This window comes from Blastopirellula marina DSM 3645 (assembly GCF_000153105.1).
GTDB lineage: Bacteria > Planctomycetota > Planctomycetia > Pirellulales > Pirellulaceae > Blastopirellula > Blastopirellula marina.
Genome location: NZ_CH672376.1, coordinates 1,610,383 through 1,627,698, shown reverse-complemented (window position 1 = coordinate 1,627,698; position 17,316 = coordinate 1,610,383). Strand labels below are relative to the sequence as shown.

General features: G+C 56.0%; 18 protein-coding genes. 5 read left to right on the top strand and 13 right to left on the bottom strand.

The window, feature by feature from the left end:
- The 13 genes from DSM3645_RS08470 to DSM3645_RS08410 form a co-directional block, all read right to left on the bottom strand.
- On the bottom strand, window positions 1-371 hold a 371-nt coding region (locus tag DSM3645_RS08470; RefSeq protein WP_002651704.1), incomplete at its 3' end, for a DUF1559 family PulG-like putative transporter.
- A gap of 85 nt (window positions 372-456) precedes the next feature.
- The gene (locus tag DSM3645_RS08465; RefSeq protein WP_002651703.1) at window positions 457-1,119 is read right to left on the bottom strand and encodes a GntR family transcriptional regulator; all 663 of its coding nucleotides are present in this window, start codon (window positions 1,117-1,119) and stop codon (window positions 457-459) included.
- Window positions 1,120-1,206: 87 nt separating this feature from the next.
- Complete coding sequence (locus DSM3645_RS08460; protein WP_002651702.1) at window positions 1,207-2,322, bottom strand: sialidase family protein; 1,116 nt, start codon at window positions 2,320-2,322, stop codon at window positions 1,207-1,209.
- A 180-nt stretch (window positions 2,323-2,502) separates the two neighbouring features.
- Window positions 2,503-3,588: a dipeptidase gene (locus tag DSM3645_RS08455; RefSeq protein ID WP_002651701.1), complete on the bottom strand. Its 1,086-nt coding sequence runs from the start codon at window positions 3,586-3,588 to the stop codon at window positions 2,503-2,505.
- On the bottom strand, window positions 3,585-4,544 hold the full coding sequence (locus tag DSM3645_RS08450; protein WP_002651700.1) for a 3-hydroxyacyl-CoA dehydrogenase family protein: 960 nt from the start codon (window positions 4,542-4,544) through the stop codon (window positions 3,585-3,587). The genes DSM3645_RS08455 and DSM3645_RS08450 overlap by 4 nt, the downstream gene beginning before the upstream one ends.
- 12 nt (window positions 4,545-4,556) lie before the next feature.
- A complete protein-coding gene (locus DSM3645_RS08445) occupies window positions 4,557-5,402 on the bottom strand; it encodes an amidohydrolase family protein (protein WP_002651699.1) in 846 nt (281 codons plus the stop codon).
- A complete protein-coding gene (locus DSM3645_RS08440) occupies window positions 5,399-6,316 on the bottom strand; it encodes a dihydrodipicolinate synthase family protein (protein WP_002651698.1) in 918 nt (305 codons plus the stop codon). Before DSM3645_RS08440 ends, DSM3645_RS08445 begins: the two co-directional genes overlap by 4 nt.
- Window positions 6,313-7,428 carry a D-TA family PLP-dependent enzyme gene (locus tag DSM3645_RS08435; RefSeq protein ID WP_002651697.1) on the bottom strand — a complete coding sequence of 372 codons (1,116 nt, stop codon included), beginning with the start codon at window positions 7,426-7,428 and terminating at the stop codon, window positions 6,313-6,315. The genes DSM3645_RS08440 and DSM3645_RS08435 overlap by 4 nt, the downstream gene beginning before the upstream one ends.
- Window positions 7,422-8,201, bottom strand: a complete 780-nt coding sequence (locus tag DSM3645_RS08430; RefSeq protein ID WP_040351706.1) for an SDR family oxidoreductase — start codon at window positions 8,199-8,201, stop codon at window positions 7,422-7,424. The genes DSM3645_RS08435 and DSM3645_RS08430 overlap by 7 nt, the downstream gene beginning before the upstream one ends.
- Window positions 8,202-8,212: 11 nt before the next feature.
- Complete coding sequence (locus DSM3645_RS08425; RefSeq protein WP_002651695.1) at window positions 8,213-9,223, bottom strand: Gfo/Idh/MocA family protein; 1,011 nt, start codon at window positions 9,221-9,223, stop codon at window positions 8,213-8,215.
- Window positions 9,223-10,053 carry an HpcH/HpaI aldolase family protein gene (locus tag DSM3645_RS08420; RefSeq protein WP_002651694.1) on the bottom strand — a complete coding sequence of 277 codons (831 nt, stop codon included), beginning with the start codon at window positions 10,051-10,053 and terminating at the stop codon, window positions 9,223-9,225. Before DSM3645_RS08420 ends, DSM3645_RS08425 begins: the two co-directional genes overlap by 1 nt.
- A 99-nt stretch (window positions 10,054-10,152) precedes the next feature.
- Entirely contained in the window at window positions 10,153-11,058 is a 906-nt protein-coding gene (locus tag DSM3645_RS08415; RefSeq protein ID WP_002651693.1) for a hypothetical protein, read from the bottom strand.
- A 34-nt stretch (window positions 11,059-11,092) separates the two neighbouring features.
- Complete coding sequence (locus tag DSM3645_RS08410; protein ID WP_002651692.1) at window positions 11,093-12,241, bottom strand: GntR family transcriptional regulator; 1,149 nt, start codon at window positions 12,239-12,241, stop codon at window positions 11,093-11,095.
- 456 nt (window positions 12,242-12,697) lie between these two features.
- On the opposite strand from DSM3645_RS08410, the gene DSM3645_RS08405 reads away from it, so the two are divergent.
- From DSM3645_RS08405 to DSM3645_RS08385, 5 genes are all read left to right on the top strand, one after another.
- Window positions 12,698-13,654: a DUF1559 domain-containing protein gene (locus tag DSM3645_RS08405; protein ID WP_002651691.1), complete on the top strand. Its 957-nt coding sequence runs from the start codon at window positions 12,698-12,700 to the stop codon at window positions 13,652-13,654.
- 237 nt (window positions 13,655-13,891) lie between these two features.
- Window positions 13,892-14,215: a hypothetical protein gene (locus DSM3645_RS08400; RefSeq protein ID WP_131282337.1), complete on the top strand. Its 324-nt coding sequence runs from the start codon at window positions 13,892-13,894 to the stop codon at window positions 14,213-14,215.
- A 52-nt stretch (window positions 14,216-14,267) separates the two neighbouring features.
- Window positions 14,268-15,236, top strand: coding sequence for a DUF1559 domain-containing protein (locus tag DSM3645_RS08395; protein WP_002651689.1), 969 nt, complete (start codon window positions 14,268-14,270; stop codon window positions 15,234-15,236).
- Between the two features lie 49 nt (window positions 15,237-15,285).
- A complete protein-coding gene (locus DSM3645_RS08390) occupies window positions 15,286-15,732 on the top strand; it encodes a hypothetical protein (protein WP_002651688.1) in 447 nt (148 codons plus the stop codon).
- Window positions 15,733-15,846: 114 nt separating this feature from the next.
- Window positions 15,847-17,271 (top strand): hypothetical protein, encoded by a 1,425-nt coding sequence (locus DSM3645_RS08385; protein WP_002651687.1) that lies wholly within the window; start codon window positions 15,847-15,849, stop codon window positions 17,269-17,271.
- The last annotated feature ends 45 nt before the right edge of the window (window positions 17,272-17,316 follow it).

Sequence of the window (17,316 nt, the reverse complement as noted above, 5' to 3'; positions counted from 1 at the left end):
ACCGCATCGCCCAAGCCTGCGCTAAAGTCGATTGTGTTGTAGAGCGCTTGCTTTTCAATAAAGGGGAGCAAAGCGGTTAAGCCGGTCTGGCTACGGTAGGTTTGCGGGCTCGTGCCGCCGAGCCCTGAACCCTCGGCAGCAGCGCTGCGTCCATAGGGAAAGACCAAGTGCGTGTCATGATAGTTGTGCAGTGCTAGTCCAAGCTGCTTCAAATTATTGGAGCAGGACATGCGCCGCGCCGCTTCGCGAGCTTGCTGCACCGCAGGCAGCAACAAAGCGATTAAGACGCCGATAATTGCAATGACGACCAACAGTTCGACCAGCGTAAAGCCGTCCGCACGACGTCGTCGAGGGGATCTGACATCCAGCATGAGATCGGTTCTCCCGAGCGTAAAACATTGGAAAAGAAATTCGTGAAAAGGGGCGAAATGCATGAGAGGGGAATTCCGCCGAGTGTTATTTGGGGTCACTCGACGAGGGATGGGACATGTGATCTTCCAGCAATCGAATCGCGGTGTCGGTTTCGCCGGCAATCAGCAGTCGGCAAAGTTCGCGGTGCTCTACAAGGGTTTGACGGCGATTGCTGCGGACGACGTCAATCGTATCAACCGGCGATAGGTTGAAAATCAACTGCGTCGAGTGGGAATACATTTGAATGAGTCGTGAGTTGCCGGTAAGAGAAACCAGCGACTGGTGGAACATGAAATCCGCTTCGCAAAAGCCCAGTTCGATATCGGCGTCATGTAACCGCTGCATCGTTTCGCACAATTCGATCAGCGGCTGAAACGCGTCTTTTTTCAGTCGTCGTGCGGTGATCAGCTTGATCGCTCCCGACTCGAGAACGCAGCGTGCTTGCATGATCTCTTCCAGCTCGAAATCGCCGAGAATCGGAGCAAAGAAGCCCCCTTTTTCTCCCTGCGTCAACAGTCCGTCATGTTCCAGCAGTACGAGCGCTTCTCGCAAGCCGCCGCGGTGCACTTCCAGTCGTTCCGACCATTCCACTTCAGGCAACCGTGAGCCGGGGGGAATTTGCCCACAGATCAACATGCGCCGTAAAACGTCGTAGCATTTCTGCCGCGCCGAAACGCGGCCGTTGTTGCCGTTGGTTGCTGTCGCCATGGATTTACCTGATCGGTATGGCCGCAAAAGGTTGCGGCAGAATCTGATTTATCGTCGATAAAAAGGGCTTGGAACGCCGCTTTTCGTTCATTTTGGAGCGGGCGTCTCGTCTTCGTATAGCCACTTGACTGGAACGCTGACGATCTTAGTGCCGATCAAGAGCGGGTGCTTTAATTGTTCGGTCAGCCAGTACGAAAGGAGCACGCGGTCGTCGACACAGTGAATCGCCGTATAGCAGAACCAGCCGTTGGGATCGGTTTCGATCGATTTGGCGTGAGTCCACGTAGCGCCTTCATCCGCAGAGATTGCGACATTGAGCGGCGTGCGGCGTTTGACGTTGTCGTTCCAGACCAGCAGCAAGTCGCCGGTCGATGGAATGCGTTTGATCGACGCGGGTGAAACGGGGCTCTTGAAGTTCCACGGCTGGGGATCTGAGAAGGTTTCTCCACCGTCGCTGGAATAACAAACCGCTTGTCGCCCTAAGTTAGAGCGAATCCACATTAAGATGCGACCATCTTTGAGCTCGATGACGCCGGGTTCTTGCGTCACAAATCGGCTGCCGTCGTCGCGCTTGCCGATCACCGTTTGTTGGCTGCGGCGCCAGGTCTTGCCGTTATCGTCCGAGAGGAAGCAGACAATGTCGGCGGCGCCTTGCCATTTTCCGTCACGTACGTGAATCGCGGCCGGCGCGATTAGGCGACCTGATTTGGTTTGAATCACGCGATCGTTGTTGACGACAAAGTAGTTTTCTTCGCCCGGCATGCAGTCGATCGGTTCGCTCCAGGTTTCCGCTTCATCACTGCTGGTTCGCATCCGCATCTTGCAATCTTTGATGGAGTTCTTCACCAGGTAGAACAGTGCGATGCGGCCATCGGCCAGGCGAAGCAGCGACGCCGACATATCGTTCTCTTTCCCTTCGCGAGGGAAGATCGCCGCGTCATTCTCCGACCAGGTTTGACCACCATCGGCCGAAGTGCAGGCCGCCAAATAACCCTGGGCGTCGTCTCCACCGCTCACGCCGGAGAACCGTGAGTAGATGTAAAGGATTTTTCCGTCTTTTAGAGTGACAAACCCGCCTTCGGTGTTCCGCGGGTTGTTAGGGCCCGAGGGGAGCGTGAGCACGGTTTCGGGCGTTTCGGCCAGCGAAACAACGCTGAGGAGGGCGAAAGCGAGGAGAAAAATCGGCAGGATACGCGAGGTCATCGGGATCTCCGTGGATATCAGGCGGACATTTTGGAAGGGACTGAGAGGTTCTTCGCCTGTTCTTTATGTAGTCAGAATACCGCGTATTTTGTCGACATCAATGGTTAGGTCAAAAAAAAACCACGCCTCCTTTTCGGGGGCGTGGGTCCGTTGGAACGCTGTATTTTTCGGATAAATGGGCTAGATTGAGGGTAAGTTCTCCAGAAATAGTCGCACAAAGTTGCCCTGGAATATCGCGTTGAGATCGGTGTCGCTGTATCCGCGATCGGCCAAAATTGTCGACAGAGTTTGCAGATCGGCGATCGAATTCAAATCGTGCGGCGTTTGCTCGGTTCCGAAACCTCCGTCGAGATCGCTGCCGATGCCGACATGCCGAACATTACCGGCAAGTTGGCAGATGTGATCGACATGATCGGCGGCCGCAGAGAGCGAGACGCAACTGGGAGAGCTTTCGCCGCGTACCCAGCCAGGCGTCAGCATCCATGCGTCAAACGCCATGCCGATCACGGCGCCGCGCTCGATCAGCGCCCGAATTTGATCGTCCGAGAATTGGCGATCACCGGGGACCAGTTCGCGGCACATGTTGTGACTTGCGAGGACCGGGCCGGGGAACAGGTCGAGCACTTCAAAGAACGCTGGCTCAGCGCAGTGCGTTAGATCGACAATCATACCGAGTCGCGCGAATTCTTGGAGCAGTTCTCGGCCAGCTGGCGTCACCGGCCCTTGGATGCCGGTGCCGGGCGCATAGGGACCTTGCGCGTAGTGGGAGAGCGAAACGCAGCGCAGTCCATGATTCCACCACAACTCGGCTTGCTGCGGCGTATGAATCGGATCCGCGCCTTCCATCGCCAGGATAACCCCGAGCGGTTCTGCCGAATTCTCTTTTCCGGCGCTAAGATGCTGCTGCAAGTCGTCGGCGGTGCGGAGCAGCTTGATCGTCCCTAATTCGTTCAGCATTTGGTAATAGGCCAATTGGCCCATGCCGATCGCGTGGGCGATCGTCTGGTTTTGAAAATCCAAATCGATTCGCGAAAAGCCGGCGGCGGGATTGACCTCTGGCTTCGAGCGAACCAGTACCGTTCCTAGGCAGACGTGGATGCCGGCCTTTTTCATTTCAGGAAGCGTCACGGTTCCGCGTCCACGCGCGACGTGGTCAGTCATGTGCGCTTCGTGTCCGCGCATGTCGGCCAGCGATTGCGTCAGGTCACGATTCCAATGGAGCGCGTTCCAGGCAAGATCGAGATGAGCGTCGAAGATCGGTCTCACGAGAGGTCCTTCACGGTAGGCTGCGGCAAGGGGGATCGTTGGCGAGTCGCATGGACATTTTTAACCAGTTTGGCGCGCCATGCTTCGGCCTCTTCCGCGGTGTACGAATAAAATCCACGTCCATTAGCGGCGCCGCGAGCGCCGTCGTCAATCATCGATTGAAAGCAAGCTGGCGTTTCCGTCGCTTGACTCAGTTCGGGAAAGAGCCGTCCCATCGCTTGGGCGTAGGCGGGCAAACCGCTGAGATCCATCCAGCGAAAGGGACCAGCGACGTTGGCCCACACCGAGATCGCGTTGACAAACGCACGATCGATCGTGTCGACATCCGCGACATTGTTTTCCAGCAACCAAAACGCCTCGCGGTACATCGCGTAGGCGAGTCGATTGACGATAAAGCCGGGGACGTCGCGCTGGACGATGGTTGGATCTTTGCCCAATTGTCGTCCCAGATTGGCGGCGGAATCGGCGGTCGCGTCATCGGTATGTTCGCCGCGAATAATCTCCAGAAAACGCGTCAAATGGCAAGGCTCGGCCCAGTGCATGCCGATAATTCGCTGCGGAAGCTGGCAATGTGCCTGCAGTAACGATATCGGCAGCGCCGACGTATTGCTGGCGATCGGCGTGCTGTTGGGAAGCAAGCGTTCGAGCGCCGCGATCGTTTCCTGTTTGATGACGGGATCTTCGGGAATGCTTTCAATCACAAAGTCGCAGTCGCCCAGAGGTGACAAATCCGCGGTCAGCTGAAAATGAGAGGGCCAGTTTTCTGGGATCGCTTCGGCGACAGAAGGGTGTCGAGCAAGTTCCTCTAGCGCCGACGCAACATGTGCTCTAGCGGCGGCGAAACTTTCGGGATTGATGTCGTACGCGACGACCTGAAAGTTGTTGGCCAAGAGCGACGTGCAGATGCCGCGGCCCATCAGACCTAGTCCGACGACGCCGACCGTGCGAATATTCATGAAAGCGATTCTTTAAGAGAGATTCAACAGCGGCAGGCTGTCGCGATAGATCATCTGTTCAATTTTTTGTTCGTCGAGTCGCGGCAAGCTCGTCCCTTGAACCAACGAATTCAAATTGCGAATGCCGGCGATCGAGTCGTTGACCGTGGTGAAAGGATAGTCGGTGCCGAACAGCACTTTGTCCCAAACGCCGTATTCTTGCACCAGCATCAGCGATTGATAGAGCTGAAAGGGACGATAGTGAAGCGCGGAAACGTCGGCGTAAACATGTTGGTGCTTGCGAATCACCGCGACGCATTCGCCTTCGTACGGATGGCCGAGATGCGCCAAGATCATCCGCTGCTGTGGATAGCGAGCGGCGACGCGATCTAGGTATCGCGGCAATGTGCAATCAAGCGGCGCTTGAGAGATGAACGTGGTGCCGGTATGCAGCAGCACCGGCAGCCCATGCTGCGACGTATATTGCCAGAGCGGATCGAGCAGTTCGCTGTCGGGACGGAAACCGGCGTACATCGACAAGAGTTTCACTCCCCGCAGGCCAAGCGTCTGGTGTCCATGTTGCAGTTCGTCGTACCAGTGGGGCTGCGTGGGATCAACCGAGAGAAATCCGATGAGCTGCTCGGGGTGCTGCTGGACATATTCGGCGACCGAATGATCATCGACCCACATGCCGCTCAGTTTCGCTTTGCCTCCAAAGACGATCGTGCGAACGTCGTCTGGCGCCGTCGCGCGATAGTCTTCGAATCGGACCGTCAGATCGACTTCAACACCGCTACGAGCCCGAGAAGCTTGGTTGCGAAAATCATCGGTGAAGTGCTGCGGATAGGACCAAACGTGGCTATGGACGTCGATGATCACGATTTCTCCAATGCGTCGCTAAGCAAGTCGAACAGGCGATCGATTTCGGCGATTGATTCCGGATCCAAGCGATAAGCGGTCGGACCGCGGACAATCGTGTTTTGGAAGATCCCTTGTCGGACCAGAAGGTGCTTCTCGATCGCCAAGAATGCGTCGAGGCTATGCTGCGCGGCGACAATGGCCGAGATCGGCAGCGATAGTTCATAAATGCGGCGCTCGTCGCCTGTTTTCAGCGCTCGGTATAGCGCGACGATTCCACGAATCAGATCAGCGCCCGGCATCGTGCCGACAATGCCCCGGCGAAAGCTGTCGACCAGTGCGATGCCCCCGGTTCCTTCAAAGATCGGGGCTTTACCCTCAGTCGCGTCGCGCAAGGCCGAGAGGCGCGGACCAATCGGCGTCGCCTCCGGCTTGAAGAGGATTCGTTCTACTCCGAAGCGATGCAGCAAGTCGGCCTGCAGCGTGATCGACATCGGTTTGCCGACATATCCGCTGGCGTCCTGTACGATGACCGGTAGCGAGATCGCGTGGACGATTCCTTCGTAGTAAGCGAGCAGCTCCTCGTCTAGCGCGCCGATCGAAACGGGCGGAATCGCCATCACCGCGGTGGCGCCGACGCTTTCGGCATGTTGAGCGTTCTCGATCGCAATCTTGGTCGACTCGCCGCCGACGCTAATGACGACTGAGCCGCGACCGGCGACCATTTCACAAGTTCGGGCCGCGAGCAAGCGATATTCGGTTGTCGTCAATCGCAGGACTTCAGAGACCATCGCCATCACGACCCCATCGGCGCCGCACTCCAGCAACCACGCGATCTCGCGCTGTAACGTTGGATAGTCAATCTCGCCCGACTTCAGGTAGGGCGTTTGAAAGACCGGCAAGACGCCTTGGAGCGGGCCTGCGTAACGATTCATGAAAGCATTCCTCGAGTATCAATGTCGGTCATCGCGATCGTCTTTTCCGGCGTTTGCAGATAGACCTGATTTTGCAAATTGACGCAGGGGCAAATGTGATTGGGGATGACGGTGAGACGTTCACCGATCTTCGGCAGCGTATCGCAGTCTGCGAAATCGATCTCACCATGCTCTTCGCTAAGGCGAACGATTTTGCCGCGGGGATATTCCAGAACGTGCCCATGGCCAGAGTCCGGCTGCGTCACGTTGCGATCACTGGTTAGCGTTTTCGTGCCGGCGTCGATCACGCATTTGCCGGGGACGGCGGTGCTGACTACCGTGCAAATGATTGCGACGGCGCACTCAGACAGTTCGCAATACCCGGCGCGAACCGTATTCATGTCGTTGAAGATATTCGTGCCGGGGCGAATCTCGGTTTGCGAGGGAAGCAGATGCGATTGATAAGCAGTCGGCGTCGATCCGCCAGAGACGATGTTGGCCGACAGTCCGTGACTTTCCCATAAAGTGATAACCTCAGCGAGGATCGCGTCGACTTGTCGCAATGGTTCGGCCTGTTCATCCGCCGGTCGCCAAATGTGGCCGGGATAGAAGAAGATACCGTCAAGCCGCAATGAGTTTTCAGACTGGGCGATTTGTTGGGCAAGTTGCAATGCTTCGACAGGCGTCGAGACGCCTGTGCGATTCATGCCGACATTCACGTCCACCAGAATGCCGATTGTCGATCCCGCTTCTTGCGCCGCTGCGGCCAATGCCGAGACGCCGTACGCCGAATCAACTGCAACACGCACCGTATGCTGTTGAGCGAGTTGAGCCAAGCGGCGGCGACGATCAGGATCAATCGCCGGATAGGCGATCAAGATATCGCTGGACTCGAGCGCCATTACTTCGGCTTCGCCCACCTTGGCGACCGTCAGTCCGCTGCTCCCCTGTTTCAATTGCATGCGCGCGAAGTACCGCGATTTGTGCGTTTTCGTATGGGGCCGAACGTGCAGGCCATGCTGATCCGCGTAGCTGTGCAGTTTCTGCAGGTTTTTTTCGACGATTGGCAGGTCGATCACCATCGCGGGGGTGGAGATCAATTCCGCTTTCGCTGATTCAAAGGGGTTTACCACGCGGTCCAGCCTCCATCGACAAGCAGGTTTTGACCCGTGACATAACTAGCGGCGTCGCTGGCCAGAAAGACGAGCGGGCCGATCAGTTCTTCAGGGCGCCCCATGCGTCCCATCGGTGAATGGGAGCAAAGATTTTCGACCATCGCCGCTGGCGCTTTATCAGAAGGGAAGGGGCCGGGGGATAGGCAATTGACGCGAACGCCGTCTTTGGCCCAGTAGATCGCTAGGTGACGCGTCATTTGGATTATGCCTCCCTTTAAGGCGTGATAGGCGACCGGGCTTGCCGGAGCAACGCCAGCGTAGGCGTCGGGATACGAGCCGACGACACCGTACATCGAGCCGAGAAAGATCACGCCGCCTTGGCCCGCGCGAGCGGCGACATGGTCATGCAGCAGACGAGCGAGCAGGAAATATCCGGTCGCGTTTTGCAGTTGCCGCGTAAATTGTTCGGGAGTCGCGGTAGTCCAGTCGGCGGCGGTCGCTTCGTGACCGTTGGCGACCAGCACGTCAATTTTTCCGGCCTGCGTCAGTGCGCTTTGAAAGCCGCTTTCCAGCGAATCGACTTCTTGGTGATCCATCTCGACTGCGCAATGTTTGGCGTCGCCGATCGTCGGCAGTTCGGCGGCGATCGCCGCAGCTTGATCGATGCGCCGACTGCTGACGACGACGCTCGCGCCAGCTTCGGCCAGACCGACCGCCATTGCGGAGCCGAGATAACCGGTGGCGCCGGTCAGCAAGACGGTCCGGTTTTTTAGAGAGAATAAACTAGACATGTTTTGAGACTTCAAGGTGTCGTGGATCGCCAAACGCCGCTGCGCCAGCTGTCGAACGCCGCAACATTGGCGCGGAGGGTCGAGACCCCATCGGCCAGGCTGCAGAGCGGCGGCGATTTTCCTTCCATTGCGTCCAGGAAGGAGTTCGCCTGACGAAGGAAGAGTTCATCGCGTTGCAGCGGCTCGTGTTGGATATCTTTCCAGGGAGCGTCTGGTTCGGATGCAATTCGCCAACGATGCAGGTGCGATTCCCATCGCAGTACGCCGCGTTCGCAAACGATGGTAAAAGTCATCTCATTGGCGGCTTGATGTTGATTGAGCGTATAGTTGGCCATCACGCCGTTGGCATGTCGCGCGAGGGCATGCACGGTATCTTCGACATCCACTCCGTCCAGGACCAAGTGTTCGGCGTCAACGACAATTTTTTGCATGTCGCCGATCAGCCACTCGGCGGCATTAAAGACGTGCGTTAACGCATCTTGGATGGCGCCGCCGCCGCTGGCGTGATCGCGGTAGTAGGTATCGCGATAAGCAGGGCGGTAGGTGGGAAAATTTTGACCGCCGTAGGCGATCAGCTCGAGCGGCTTTCCATATGCGCCAGAAAGTAATGCGTCACGCATCTGACTCAGTAGCGGGTTGGCTCGATAAACGTAGGCGACGCCGATCACCGATTTCAATCGTTCGGCCGCTGTGGTCAGCGCCGCGGCCGAGGCCAAGTCTAGACTCAACGGCTTTTCGATCAAGAGATGCAAACCGTGCTCCAGCAGTTGCAGCGCCTGGGGAACGTGCATCGGCGCTGGAGTCGCGATCACGGCGCCGTCGAATTCGCCCTGCTCCAGGGCTTCTTCCAGCGACGCGTAGCCGCAGGCTGTCGGATAGTCGGCGAGGATGCTGTCGCACACTTCTTTGCGTGGTTCGACAAAGGAGATCGCAGTACGCTCGCTCGCCAAAAAACAGCGAAGGTGGCGAAGTCCGATCGAGCCGACGCCGACGATCAGCAAATGATGCGATGGTTGCGGCATTATCGCGCCTCCTGGTAATGCTTGGCCGAGCCATTCTCTGAGGATGATAGTGCGGGTAGATCGAACGCGACGGCCAGATCGGCTTTGATTTTGTCGAGCGCTTGTTTGACGAACACGATATCGCAGCCGTGGAACAGCATGCGGGCTCCCCGATCGGCGAACTCTTTGGCTTGGGCGATCGAACCGCAGGTCGCCGCCCAGGGTTTGCCTGCATTGCGGCACGCTTGGACGACTTTTTCCTGTGCTTCGAGGACGAGCGGATGGTCAAATTGGCCGGGAATGCCGGACATGATCGAAAAATCGCCGGGGCCCAGCATCACCATGTCGACGCCGGGAACGGCGGCGATGGCATCGACATGCACGAGCGCCTCGGGATCTTCGACCTGTACGATCAGAAACGTTTCTTGATTCGCATTGACCAGGTAGTCATTCAGCGGCGTCAGCAGGAAGGGGACATCGGGGCCGCTGGCGTCGCACCCTCGTTTGCCGAGCGGAGCGAACTTGGCCCATTGAACCAACTCGGCCGCTTCGGCAGCCGAACAGCATCGCGGGTACATGATTCCGCTGGCTCCTGCTTCCAGCATGCGCGCCATGCGCATGAACTCTCCCTTGGCCGGGCGAGCGACTACATCCGCGCCTCCAGCACGGGCAGCGCGAATCAAATTGACGGCCGATTCCATGCTGGTCGCATGATGTTCTAGATCAAGCCAGATAGCGTCAAATCCCATCAGGCCTGCCATTTCGTAAATGTCGGGCGAATTCAAATGTAAAGCGGTTCCAAAAGCTGGAACGTCGTTTTGGATCTTTGCTAAAACCTTACTGCGTCGCATAGGAGTGACTTTTTCGTGAAGGGAACGGGATGCGGAGAATCGCCGCATTTTTTCACAGATAGGCAGGAGCCGTGGGAAGCAATTGCTTGCCGTGGGGAACTATGGGTTCTGTTGTACGTCGCTCTTTCGTAGCTTGGCAAGCAGAGCGAAAGCCGCCGCTTGGCGATACGCAAGTGGCGCCGAATCGATTGGGGGCGATGCGAAATCGATCTCACTCTCGATCCCTCGCCGCGTCAATTCCTTGAGCGCAAGTGCTCGATGAGCAAGATTTTCGGCGGTCGCCAGGCGAACTAGATGGCCGTCGCCGGCAGCGATCGCCAAGAAAGGAAAAACGATGGAATCACGTGATTCTTTCCCCAAAGTACTTTGTAATTTTGCTTGAATCGGCTGCGGTAATTCATTCCCTTGGCCGAGCACGAACGCCGCACGCAACCGCCGAACTTGATCGGAGCTTTCTAACTCACCGAGCAAGGACTGCACCAGTTTGGGCGTCGATGTTTTTTGAACCAATCGCCAAATTGCGAACGCGCGGCCTGGGTCTTCAGGCGAGTCAGCAAACTGCTCGACGATTCGCAGTTCGGCAGCGGATGCGATCGGAGCATTCAGTTTGGCCAGCGATTCTAGAGCGTGGAGCCGATCTTCGGCTGCGAGGTCCAGCAGCACGTCGCGGATCCGTTGGACGTATAACCTTCGGGAGTCTGGCTTCGCCTCGGCCTGGGCGAGTACGCGCCAAACGCCGATGCGATATTGGGGCGTTTCGCAGTCTGCTTGCGGTTGAAAGGCGGCCAGGACCGGCAATTTTTCGTCGAGGTGAATCAGGTATTCCGCCGCATGAACGCTGCTCCACTCTCCTTGAGCTGCGAGGGAGTCGACAAGTATTGCTTTGCATCGCATCGCAGCATTGCGTTGCTCATCGGCGGTTATCGGTTCGGCGACGGTAGCGCTGCAGTCGAATGACGAAAGTGCGAACAGCAGGAGGGTGAAGTGTCGAAGTTGGCGATGCAAAGGACTTTATCCGAGAGATCTGTCGAATAGGTGACTACGACTTGGCCGGCGCTGATGCGAGCGTGCTGCCGGCATTGAAGGAGAGCGGGAGCTGGCGAATCTCGCTAGAATCGATCGGCATTTGCCCGTTTCGCATTTTCGAGAGCAACTCGATCGATTGGTGGCCCATGCCGATTTCATCGATGGTTACTGACGACAAATGATTGGCGAGACCGCCGCCGCGATGCGTTCCACCGAATCCGACGAGCGAGACGTCTTGCGGCACGCGGATTCCTCGCTGGGCGAGCAGCATGTAGAGCGTCTCAGCCAGCGAGTCGAATCCGCAGAAAATCGCCGTAGGAATTTCCGCTTTGCCGAACATCGCATCAATTGCTTGCGAGCATTCTTTTTCGAGCGCGGCGTAATTGGTTGGCTGTCCGGATCCGACGAAGATGTCGACGCGGGCGTCTCCGTTGATCGCTTTGCGGAGACCGCGTTCGTACAAGTCCGTAGCGATTCCGTGAGAACTGCCGAAGAAAGCGACATGCTTATGTCCCATTTCGCGAATCTTCTCGCCCGCTCGCACGCCGACCTCTTCAAACGGAATCGCCAGAAGAGGCGTTTGCACGCCTTGCACGGGACGCGAGCAGCAGACGACCGGAATATTGTTCTTTTGAAGTTGGCGAATATGAAACGCAGGAGTCGCCGGATTGGTCGTAGGGACGATCGCGACGCCTGAGACTCGCAAGTCGATCAGTTGTAAGATGGCGCTGGCCTGTTTGTCGACATCGTTGTTCGAATTGCAGACAACGACCTGGTTATGCATTTCGGCGGCGGCCCGTTCGAAACTTCGCTGCAGCGAAGGATAAAACGCTGTTTCGGTTTCTGGAACGATCAGTGCGAATAAGTCTTGCGATTTGCGCAGCCGCTGCTTCGCTTCGTCATGCACGAAGGTTCCTTTCCCGTGAACTCGCAAGACCAGGCCGTCCCGCTCCAGTGCGGCCAGCGCCTGGCGAACCGTGCTGCGCGCGATCTGCAAGTTCTCGGCTAGGCGGTTCTCTGACGGCAGCGCAGCGCCAGACTTGAGGGCGCCAGATTCGATCTGCGAAACGACGTAATCCCGCAGTTGTTCGTACTTCGGTTGGCCAGTCGCATCTTCTGCGGTGGCTAACTCGGTCATTTCTTTCAGGTTGAGGAGGGTCATTCTCGCACCAAGCTTGTTGAGTGGTATGTACAAGATAATACCAGCTGAAAAATCTTGGTCAATCGGTTGGAAAGAGGAAAAACGACATGGATATTGGGTCTGTTACGAGTTAAACGGGGTGTTTATTCAAGTTTTGGTCGGGACTGGCGTTGGAATCAGTGCAGTTGTCGAGTGCGGCAATCGGTAATTTCTGGAAAATTGGTGCGTACCTATTGCAATCAAGTTTTTGCCTCGATAATTTGGATGCATCGCTTCGGGAATCCGTAGCAAGGCAGCTCGATGGAAGATCGCGGAGTCTCGGATTGACTCTGATCGCTTCAGACAGCGGCTGCGGTTGGCAACGGAGGAGTTTGAGACCGAGGCGAAATCGCAAGAGTGAATAGAGGCAGACGACGTAAATATTTCCCCTCATCATGCAGATGGTCTTATCTAGCCGTTATCCAGGGAGAGCGTTTCATGTCCGCAGTCGTACGAAGCCGACGAGGAAATCGTTGGGCGTTTACGTTGGTTGAGTTGCTGGTGGTGATTGCCATCATCGGCGTTTTGATCGCGTTATTATTGCCCGCCGTGCAGCAGGCACGCGAAGCAGCCAGGCGCATGCAGTGCCGGAATAATTTCAAGCAGACCGCACTTGCTTTGCACATGTATCACGACACGCATGGGGTTTTTCCCCCGGGGGCGATCTATTCGAGCTCTACCGGATGCGGCGGCGGAACTCGGAAGGGATTCTCTTGGTCGGCGTTTATCCTTCCCATGTTGGAAGAGACGGCCCTCTACAATAATCTGGATTTCAAAAAGGATTATTACCTGCAAGTTCTGGCGTCAGGCTCAACTAGCATCTACACCACGAAAGGCAATATCGGCGAAGTGGTTTCCGCCTATATCTGTCCCAGTGATCCTCATGGCGAGCAGCGAGTCGCCAATAGCGGCGTTAACGCCTATGAAGGCGCCAATGGCGCAGATACGGATGATGCTGGGCCGACCAATCTGAGCGGCGTAGCCGACGCAGTTCAGCGTCTGTGCGGTACGGGTGCGACGGAGACGAATTTTCAGTCCGATTTGTCCCTTGCCGGCGGAATTTTGCATGCACATAGCAAGACGTCGTTTGGCAAAATCAAGGACGGAACCAGTAATACGCTGCTGATCGGCGAAAATCAAAACTTTGGCCCAAGCAAGGGCGTGTTGTGGGCGTCGGTCAATCTCGCCGATACGCGGAATGGAATCAATGGCGTTCAGACTGGTCCTGGTTCATCCTATTTTTCTCGATCCTATCCCTTTTCCAGCGCGCATCCCGGCGGATGCCACTTCGCTTTAGCGGACGGTTCCGCGCACTTCGTTTCTCAGAATATTGCGCAAGCAACATTAGAAGCGTTGGCGAATAAAGCGGACGGCAATGTGATCGGCGAGTATTAATCGCTGCTGCTAATTGGAATGCGGCTAATGCATCAGCATAGTCGCACGCGTCGCGGCTCCTTGTATTGTTCAATCCTAAAGTGCGAGAGGTGTTTCGTGTCGAGTGGCAAAATTGCGAAACCGAGTTACGCGAAGCTGGCTTGGGTGAGCTTGACACGGGGTTTCCTGTCGGTCGCCGCTTGCTTAGCGCTGCTAGGTTGCAACGGGAATATGGATACGGGGCCATCGAGATCTCAAGTGACCGGCAGAGTCACCTACCAAGGTAAGCCTGTTCCATTAGGAAACATCGCTTTCATTCCGATGCCTGGCGTCGCCTTGCCGGTCTCGGGAGCGGAAATCGTTGATGGTCGATATGAGGTGACCAATAACGGCGGCGTGCCGATCGGTCAGCATCGTGTTGAAATTAACGGTTGGTCAGCCGACCAGGCGGAAGGAAATGTCGCCGATGTGACGGAGGCGCCGCAAGGGCTTTTGATTCCTGAGAAATACAATGCGAAGTCAGACTTGGTAGTTGATGTGAATCAGAAAGGGACGATGAGTCTCGATTTTGATTTGAAATAGCAGGCGTCGAACTTATCTATTGTTTCTCTCATTTCTGTAGAGTGCGTATTCAATGACTAATTTCAAGTGTCGAATCGCCAGCGAGCGACGAGCATTCACGCTCGTCGAACTGCTGGTCGTCATCGCGATCATCGGTGTTTTAATCGCGTTATTACTGCCGGCCGTACAGCAAGCTCGGGAAGCTGCCAGACGCATTCAATGCGTCAATAATATGAAGCAAGTTGGGTTGGGCTTGCACAACTATCACGATACGTTTTTATCCTTTCCAAAAATCCCGTTTTGGTGGAATGGGAGCGGCTCTGGCAACAGTTCGACCGAAGGGGTGAATGGGTTTGGGGATCGCGTCATGCTTTTGCCATTTCTAGAGCAGGGGGCCGTGCATGATCAGATTCGCCAGGATTTGCCGATTACAAACACGACCGGAGCGCCTTCCAATCTTGACATCGCGCGGATGGCGATGCCGCCGTATGTCTGTCCCAGCGATCCGACCGGCCCGTTAAGCAGTACGGCCGCGCAGTATTTATGGTCCTCGTGGTGTGCTCCGATCACCGGATGCCCGCAAGACGAGGCGATCGGCGTGTCTACGTATAAGGCTCTGGTCGGAGTGGACTACGATCTCTCGTTGTCGACTGACCCTTACCCCGTCGCGATGGGGGATCGGCGGAAAGGGCCTGCCTTGAAGATGCGCGATGTCTTGGACGGAACCTCGAACGTCATTTTTTGGGTTGAGTCGTCCCCCGAATTTCATGCTTGGCCTGGCTGGGCGACCTTTCAAGGGCAAGCTTCTGGTGAGAACCCTCCGAACTATCCCTTCCGCTTTTACGGCGGTGTTGGCAAACGGTCTGCGACGACGCATGGTTGGAAGCAGGGCTTGGGCGCAAGCAGTTTTCATCCCGGCGGCGTCAATATCTTGTCCGTCGATGGAAGCGTCCATTTTTTGCCAGAAACGGTGGATCTTAATATCTATCACGGTCTGATTCATCCAAAAGACGGCTTGCCGGTAAGCGGGTTCAATCTTTAGAGGTCGTCGCCGAATACGCCCAGCTTTGTTTTGAAGAGAGGATGAATCGATGAAGGTTGAAAACCGTTTCGCGCGTCTCGCTTGTCTAATCGTCCTGTCTCTGAGCGTTTCCTTGATCGCGAGCGTTCTGGGTTGCGGCGCAAAAAAAGGGAAGGGGACGCCTGAGACGGCGCCAGTCTATGGAGTCGTCAATTTTCGCGGAGCGCCGCTACCGGAAGGGATTGTGAAATTGCACCCTGACAACGCGACCGCGCATCCGGCGACGGGAATGATCCAAGCGGATGGCAGTTTTGAAGTTACGACCTACTCGCACCATGATGGCGCTGTCCTCGGCAAGCACAAGGTGACGGTCATGGTTCAACCGCATCTCGACGGCAGCAGTCCCGATCCGCCGATCCAAGTTCCGAAGGCCTATCACGACGTAAGCACAACTCCCATCGAAGTGGAGATCATGAACGACTCTAAAAATAGCCTGGTCTTGGAGATCGAAAACTAGCGGCATTGTTCGTTTTGAACGGAGCTGTAGTTACCGAACGTACTCTGGAGAGTAGCCATTTTAAAGCTTCCAGTCATCACGATTGCTATCGTATGTTTATTGCCAATCCTTACGATGGCGGAACCGATCGCGATCCACGATCGTCGTGAGTTGTTTGTCGACGACTATCTGATCGACTCGATCGATGGCGCCGAATTGGTTTTGCATCCGCCGCATGACGAAGGAATTGTCTTTCAGTTCGACAAGCCATGGGAAGGGTTGTTTTGCGGCTATTGCACCATCATTCGGACCGATAAGAAGTTTCAGCTGTACTATCGCGGAATTCCTGTCGCCGGTTCGGATGGTGCGGAAAATGAAGTGACCTGTTACGCCGAATCAAAAGATGGAATTCGTTGGGAACGACCAGCGATCAACAAGTTTGTCGTGCACGGCGTCCAAGAAAACAATGTGATTCTGGCCGACGCCGCGCCGGTAACGCACAACTTCTCGCCTTTTTTGGATACCAATCCCCAAGCCGATCCGAAGCAGCGCTATAAAGCGATCGGCGGCACTTCGGAAAGCAACCTGGTCGGTTACGTTTCGCCTGACGGAATCAACTGGACGAAATTGCAAGACGAGCCGATCATCAAAGACGCCGGCTGGGTGTTTGACTCACAGAACGTCGCTTTTTGGTCCGCAGTCGAGCAGTGCTACGTCGCCTATTACCGTCGCGCATCAGAAAGAGTGCGAGCAATCGCGCGGACCACGTCCAAGGACTTTGTGAACTGGGACGAGCCGGTTCAGATGACCTATAGCAATACCGACAGCGGGACTCCCCGCAATCATCTTTACACCAATCAAACGCATCCGTACTTTCGGGCGCCGCAAATTTATATCGCAACGGCGGCTCGATTCATGCCGGGACGACGTGTGATCACGCCGGAGCAAGCTGCGGAGATCGGCGTTCACCCCAAGTACTTCAACGATTCGGCCGATGCGGTTTTGATGACCTCACGCGGAGGCGAAGTTTACGACTGCACCTTTGATCAGGGCTTCGTCCGACCGGGAACCGCACTTGGGAATTGGGTTTCCCGCACCAACTATCCGGTCTTAAACGTTGTCCAGACCGGGCCAGAAGAGATGTCGTTGTACGTCAATCAAGAGTACGGCCAACCGACGTCGAACATCCATCGTTATTCGCTTCGTCTCGACGGATTCGCTTCCCTGCGAGCTCGCCAGGACAAGGGAACTCTCATTACCAAGCCGTTGACGTTCGTCGGCGACCAATTGGAGCTGAACTTCGCCACGTCGGCAGCTGGCGGAGTGCATGTCGAAATCCAAGACGAACAGGGAACGCCGATTCCCGGTTACTCGCTTACCGATGCGAACCTGGCGATCGGCAACGATCTTCAACGTGTGATCTCTTGGAAAGAGAAGGGGAGTGACGTCAGTGAATTGGCCGGTAAGCCGATTCGCCTGAAGTTTGTTATCGACGACGCCGATCTTTACGCGTTTCAATTCACACCAAAAAATCTTGAGCAGAAACTGGCTGGCGAATAGCGCTCTCCAGTCTAGCTCCCACCTAATTTCCCGCCTTAGCAAAAG

Excerpts from the sequence above, each read along its gene's own strand:
- DSM3645_RS08430 (WP_040351706.1), bottom strand. The coding sequence starts at position 8,201 with ATGTCTAGTTTATTCTCTCTAAAAAACCGGACCGTCTTGCTGACCGGC.
- DSM3645_RS08450 (WP_002651700.1), bottom strand. The coding sequence starts at position 4,544 with ATGAATATTCGCACGGTCGGCGTCGTCGGACTAGGTCTGATGGGCCGC.
- DSM3645_RS08395 (WP_002651689.1), top strand. The coding sequence starts at position 14,268 with ATGACTAATTTCAAGTGTCGAATCGCCAGCGAGCGACGAGCATTCACG.
- DSM3645_RS08460 (WP_002651702.1), bottom strand. The coding sequence starts at position 2,322 with ATGACCTCGCGTATCCTGCCGATTTTTCTCCTCGCTTTCGCCCTCCTC.
- DSM3645_RS08390 (WP_002651688.1), top strand. The coding sequence starts at position 15,286 with ATGAAGGTTGAAAACCGTTTCGCGCGTCTCGCTTGTCTAATCGTCCTG.
- DSM3645_RS08410 (WP_002651692.1), bottom strand. The coding sequence starts at position 12,241 with ATGACCCTCCTCAACCTGAAAGAAATGACCGAGTTAGCCACCGCAGAA.
- DSM3645_RS08465 (WP_002651703.1), bottom strand. The coding sequence starts at position 1,119 with ATGGCGACAGCAACCAACGGCAACAACGGCCGCGTTTCGGCGCGGCAG.
- DSM3645_RS08385 (WP_002651687.1), top strand. The coding sequence starts at position 15,847 with ATGGCGGAACCGATCGCGATCCACGATCGTCGTGAGTTGTTTGTCGAC.
- DSM3645_RS08425 (WP_002651695.1), bottom strand. The coding sequence starts at position 9,223 with ATGCCGCAACCATCGCATCATTTGCTGATCGTCGGCGTCGGCTCGATC.
- DSM3645_RS08405 (WP_002651691.1), top strand. The coding sequence starts at position 12,698 with ATGTCCGCAGTCGTACGAAGCCGACGAGGAAATCGTTGGGCGTTTACG.
- DSM3645_RS08440 (WP_002651698.1), bottom strand. The coding sequence starts at position 6,316 with ATGAATCGTTACGCAGGCCCGCTCCAAGGCGTCTTGCCGGTCTTTCAA.
- DSM3645_RS08420 (WP_002651694.1), bottom strand. The coding sequence starts at position 10,053 with ATGCGACGCAGTAAGGTTTTAGCAAAGATCCAAAACGACGTTCCAGCT.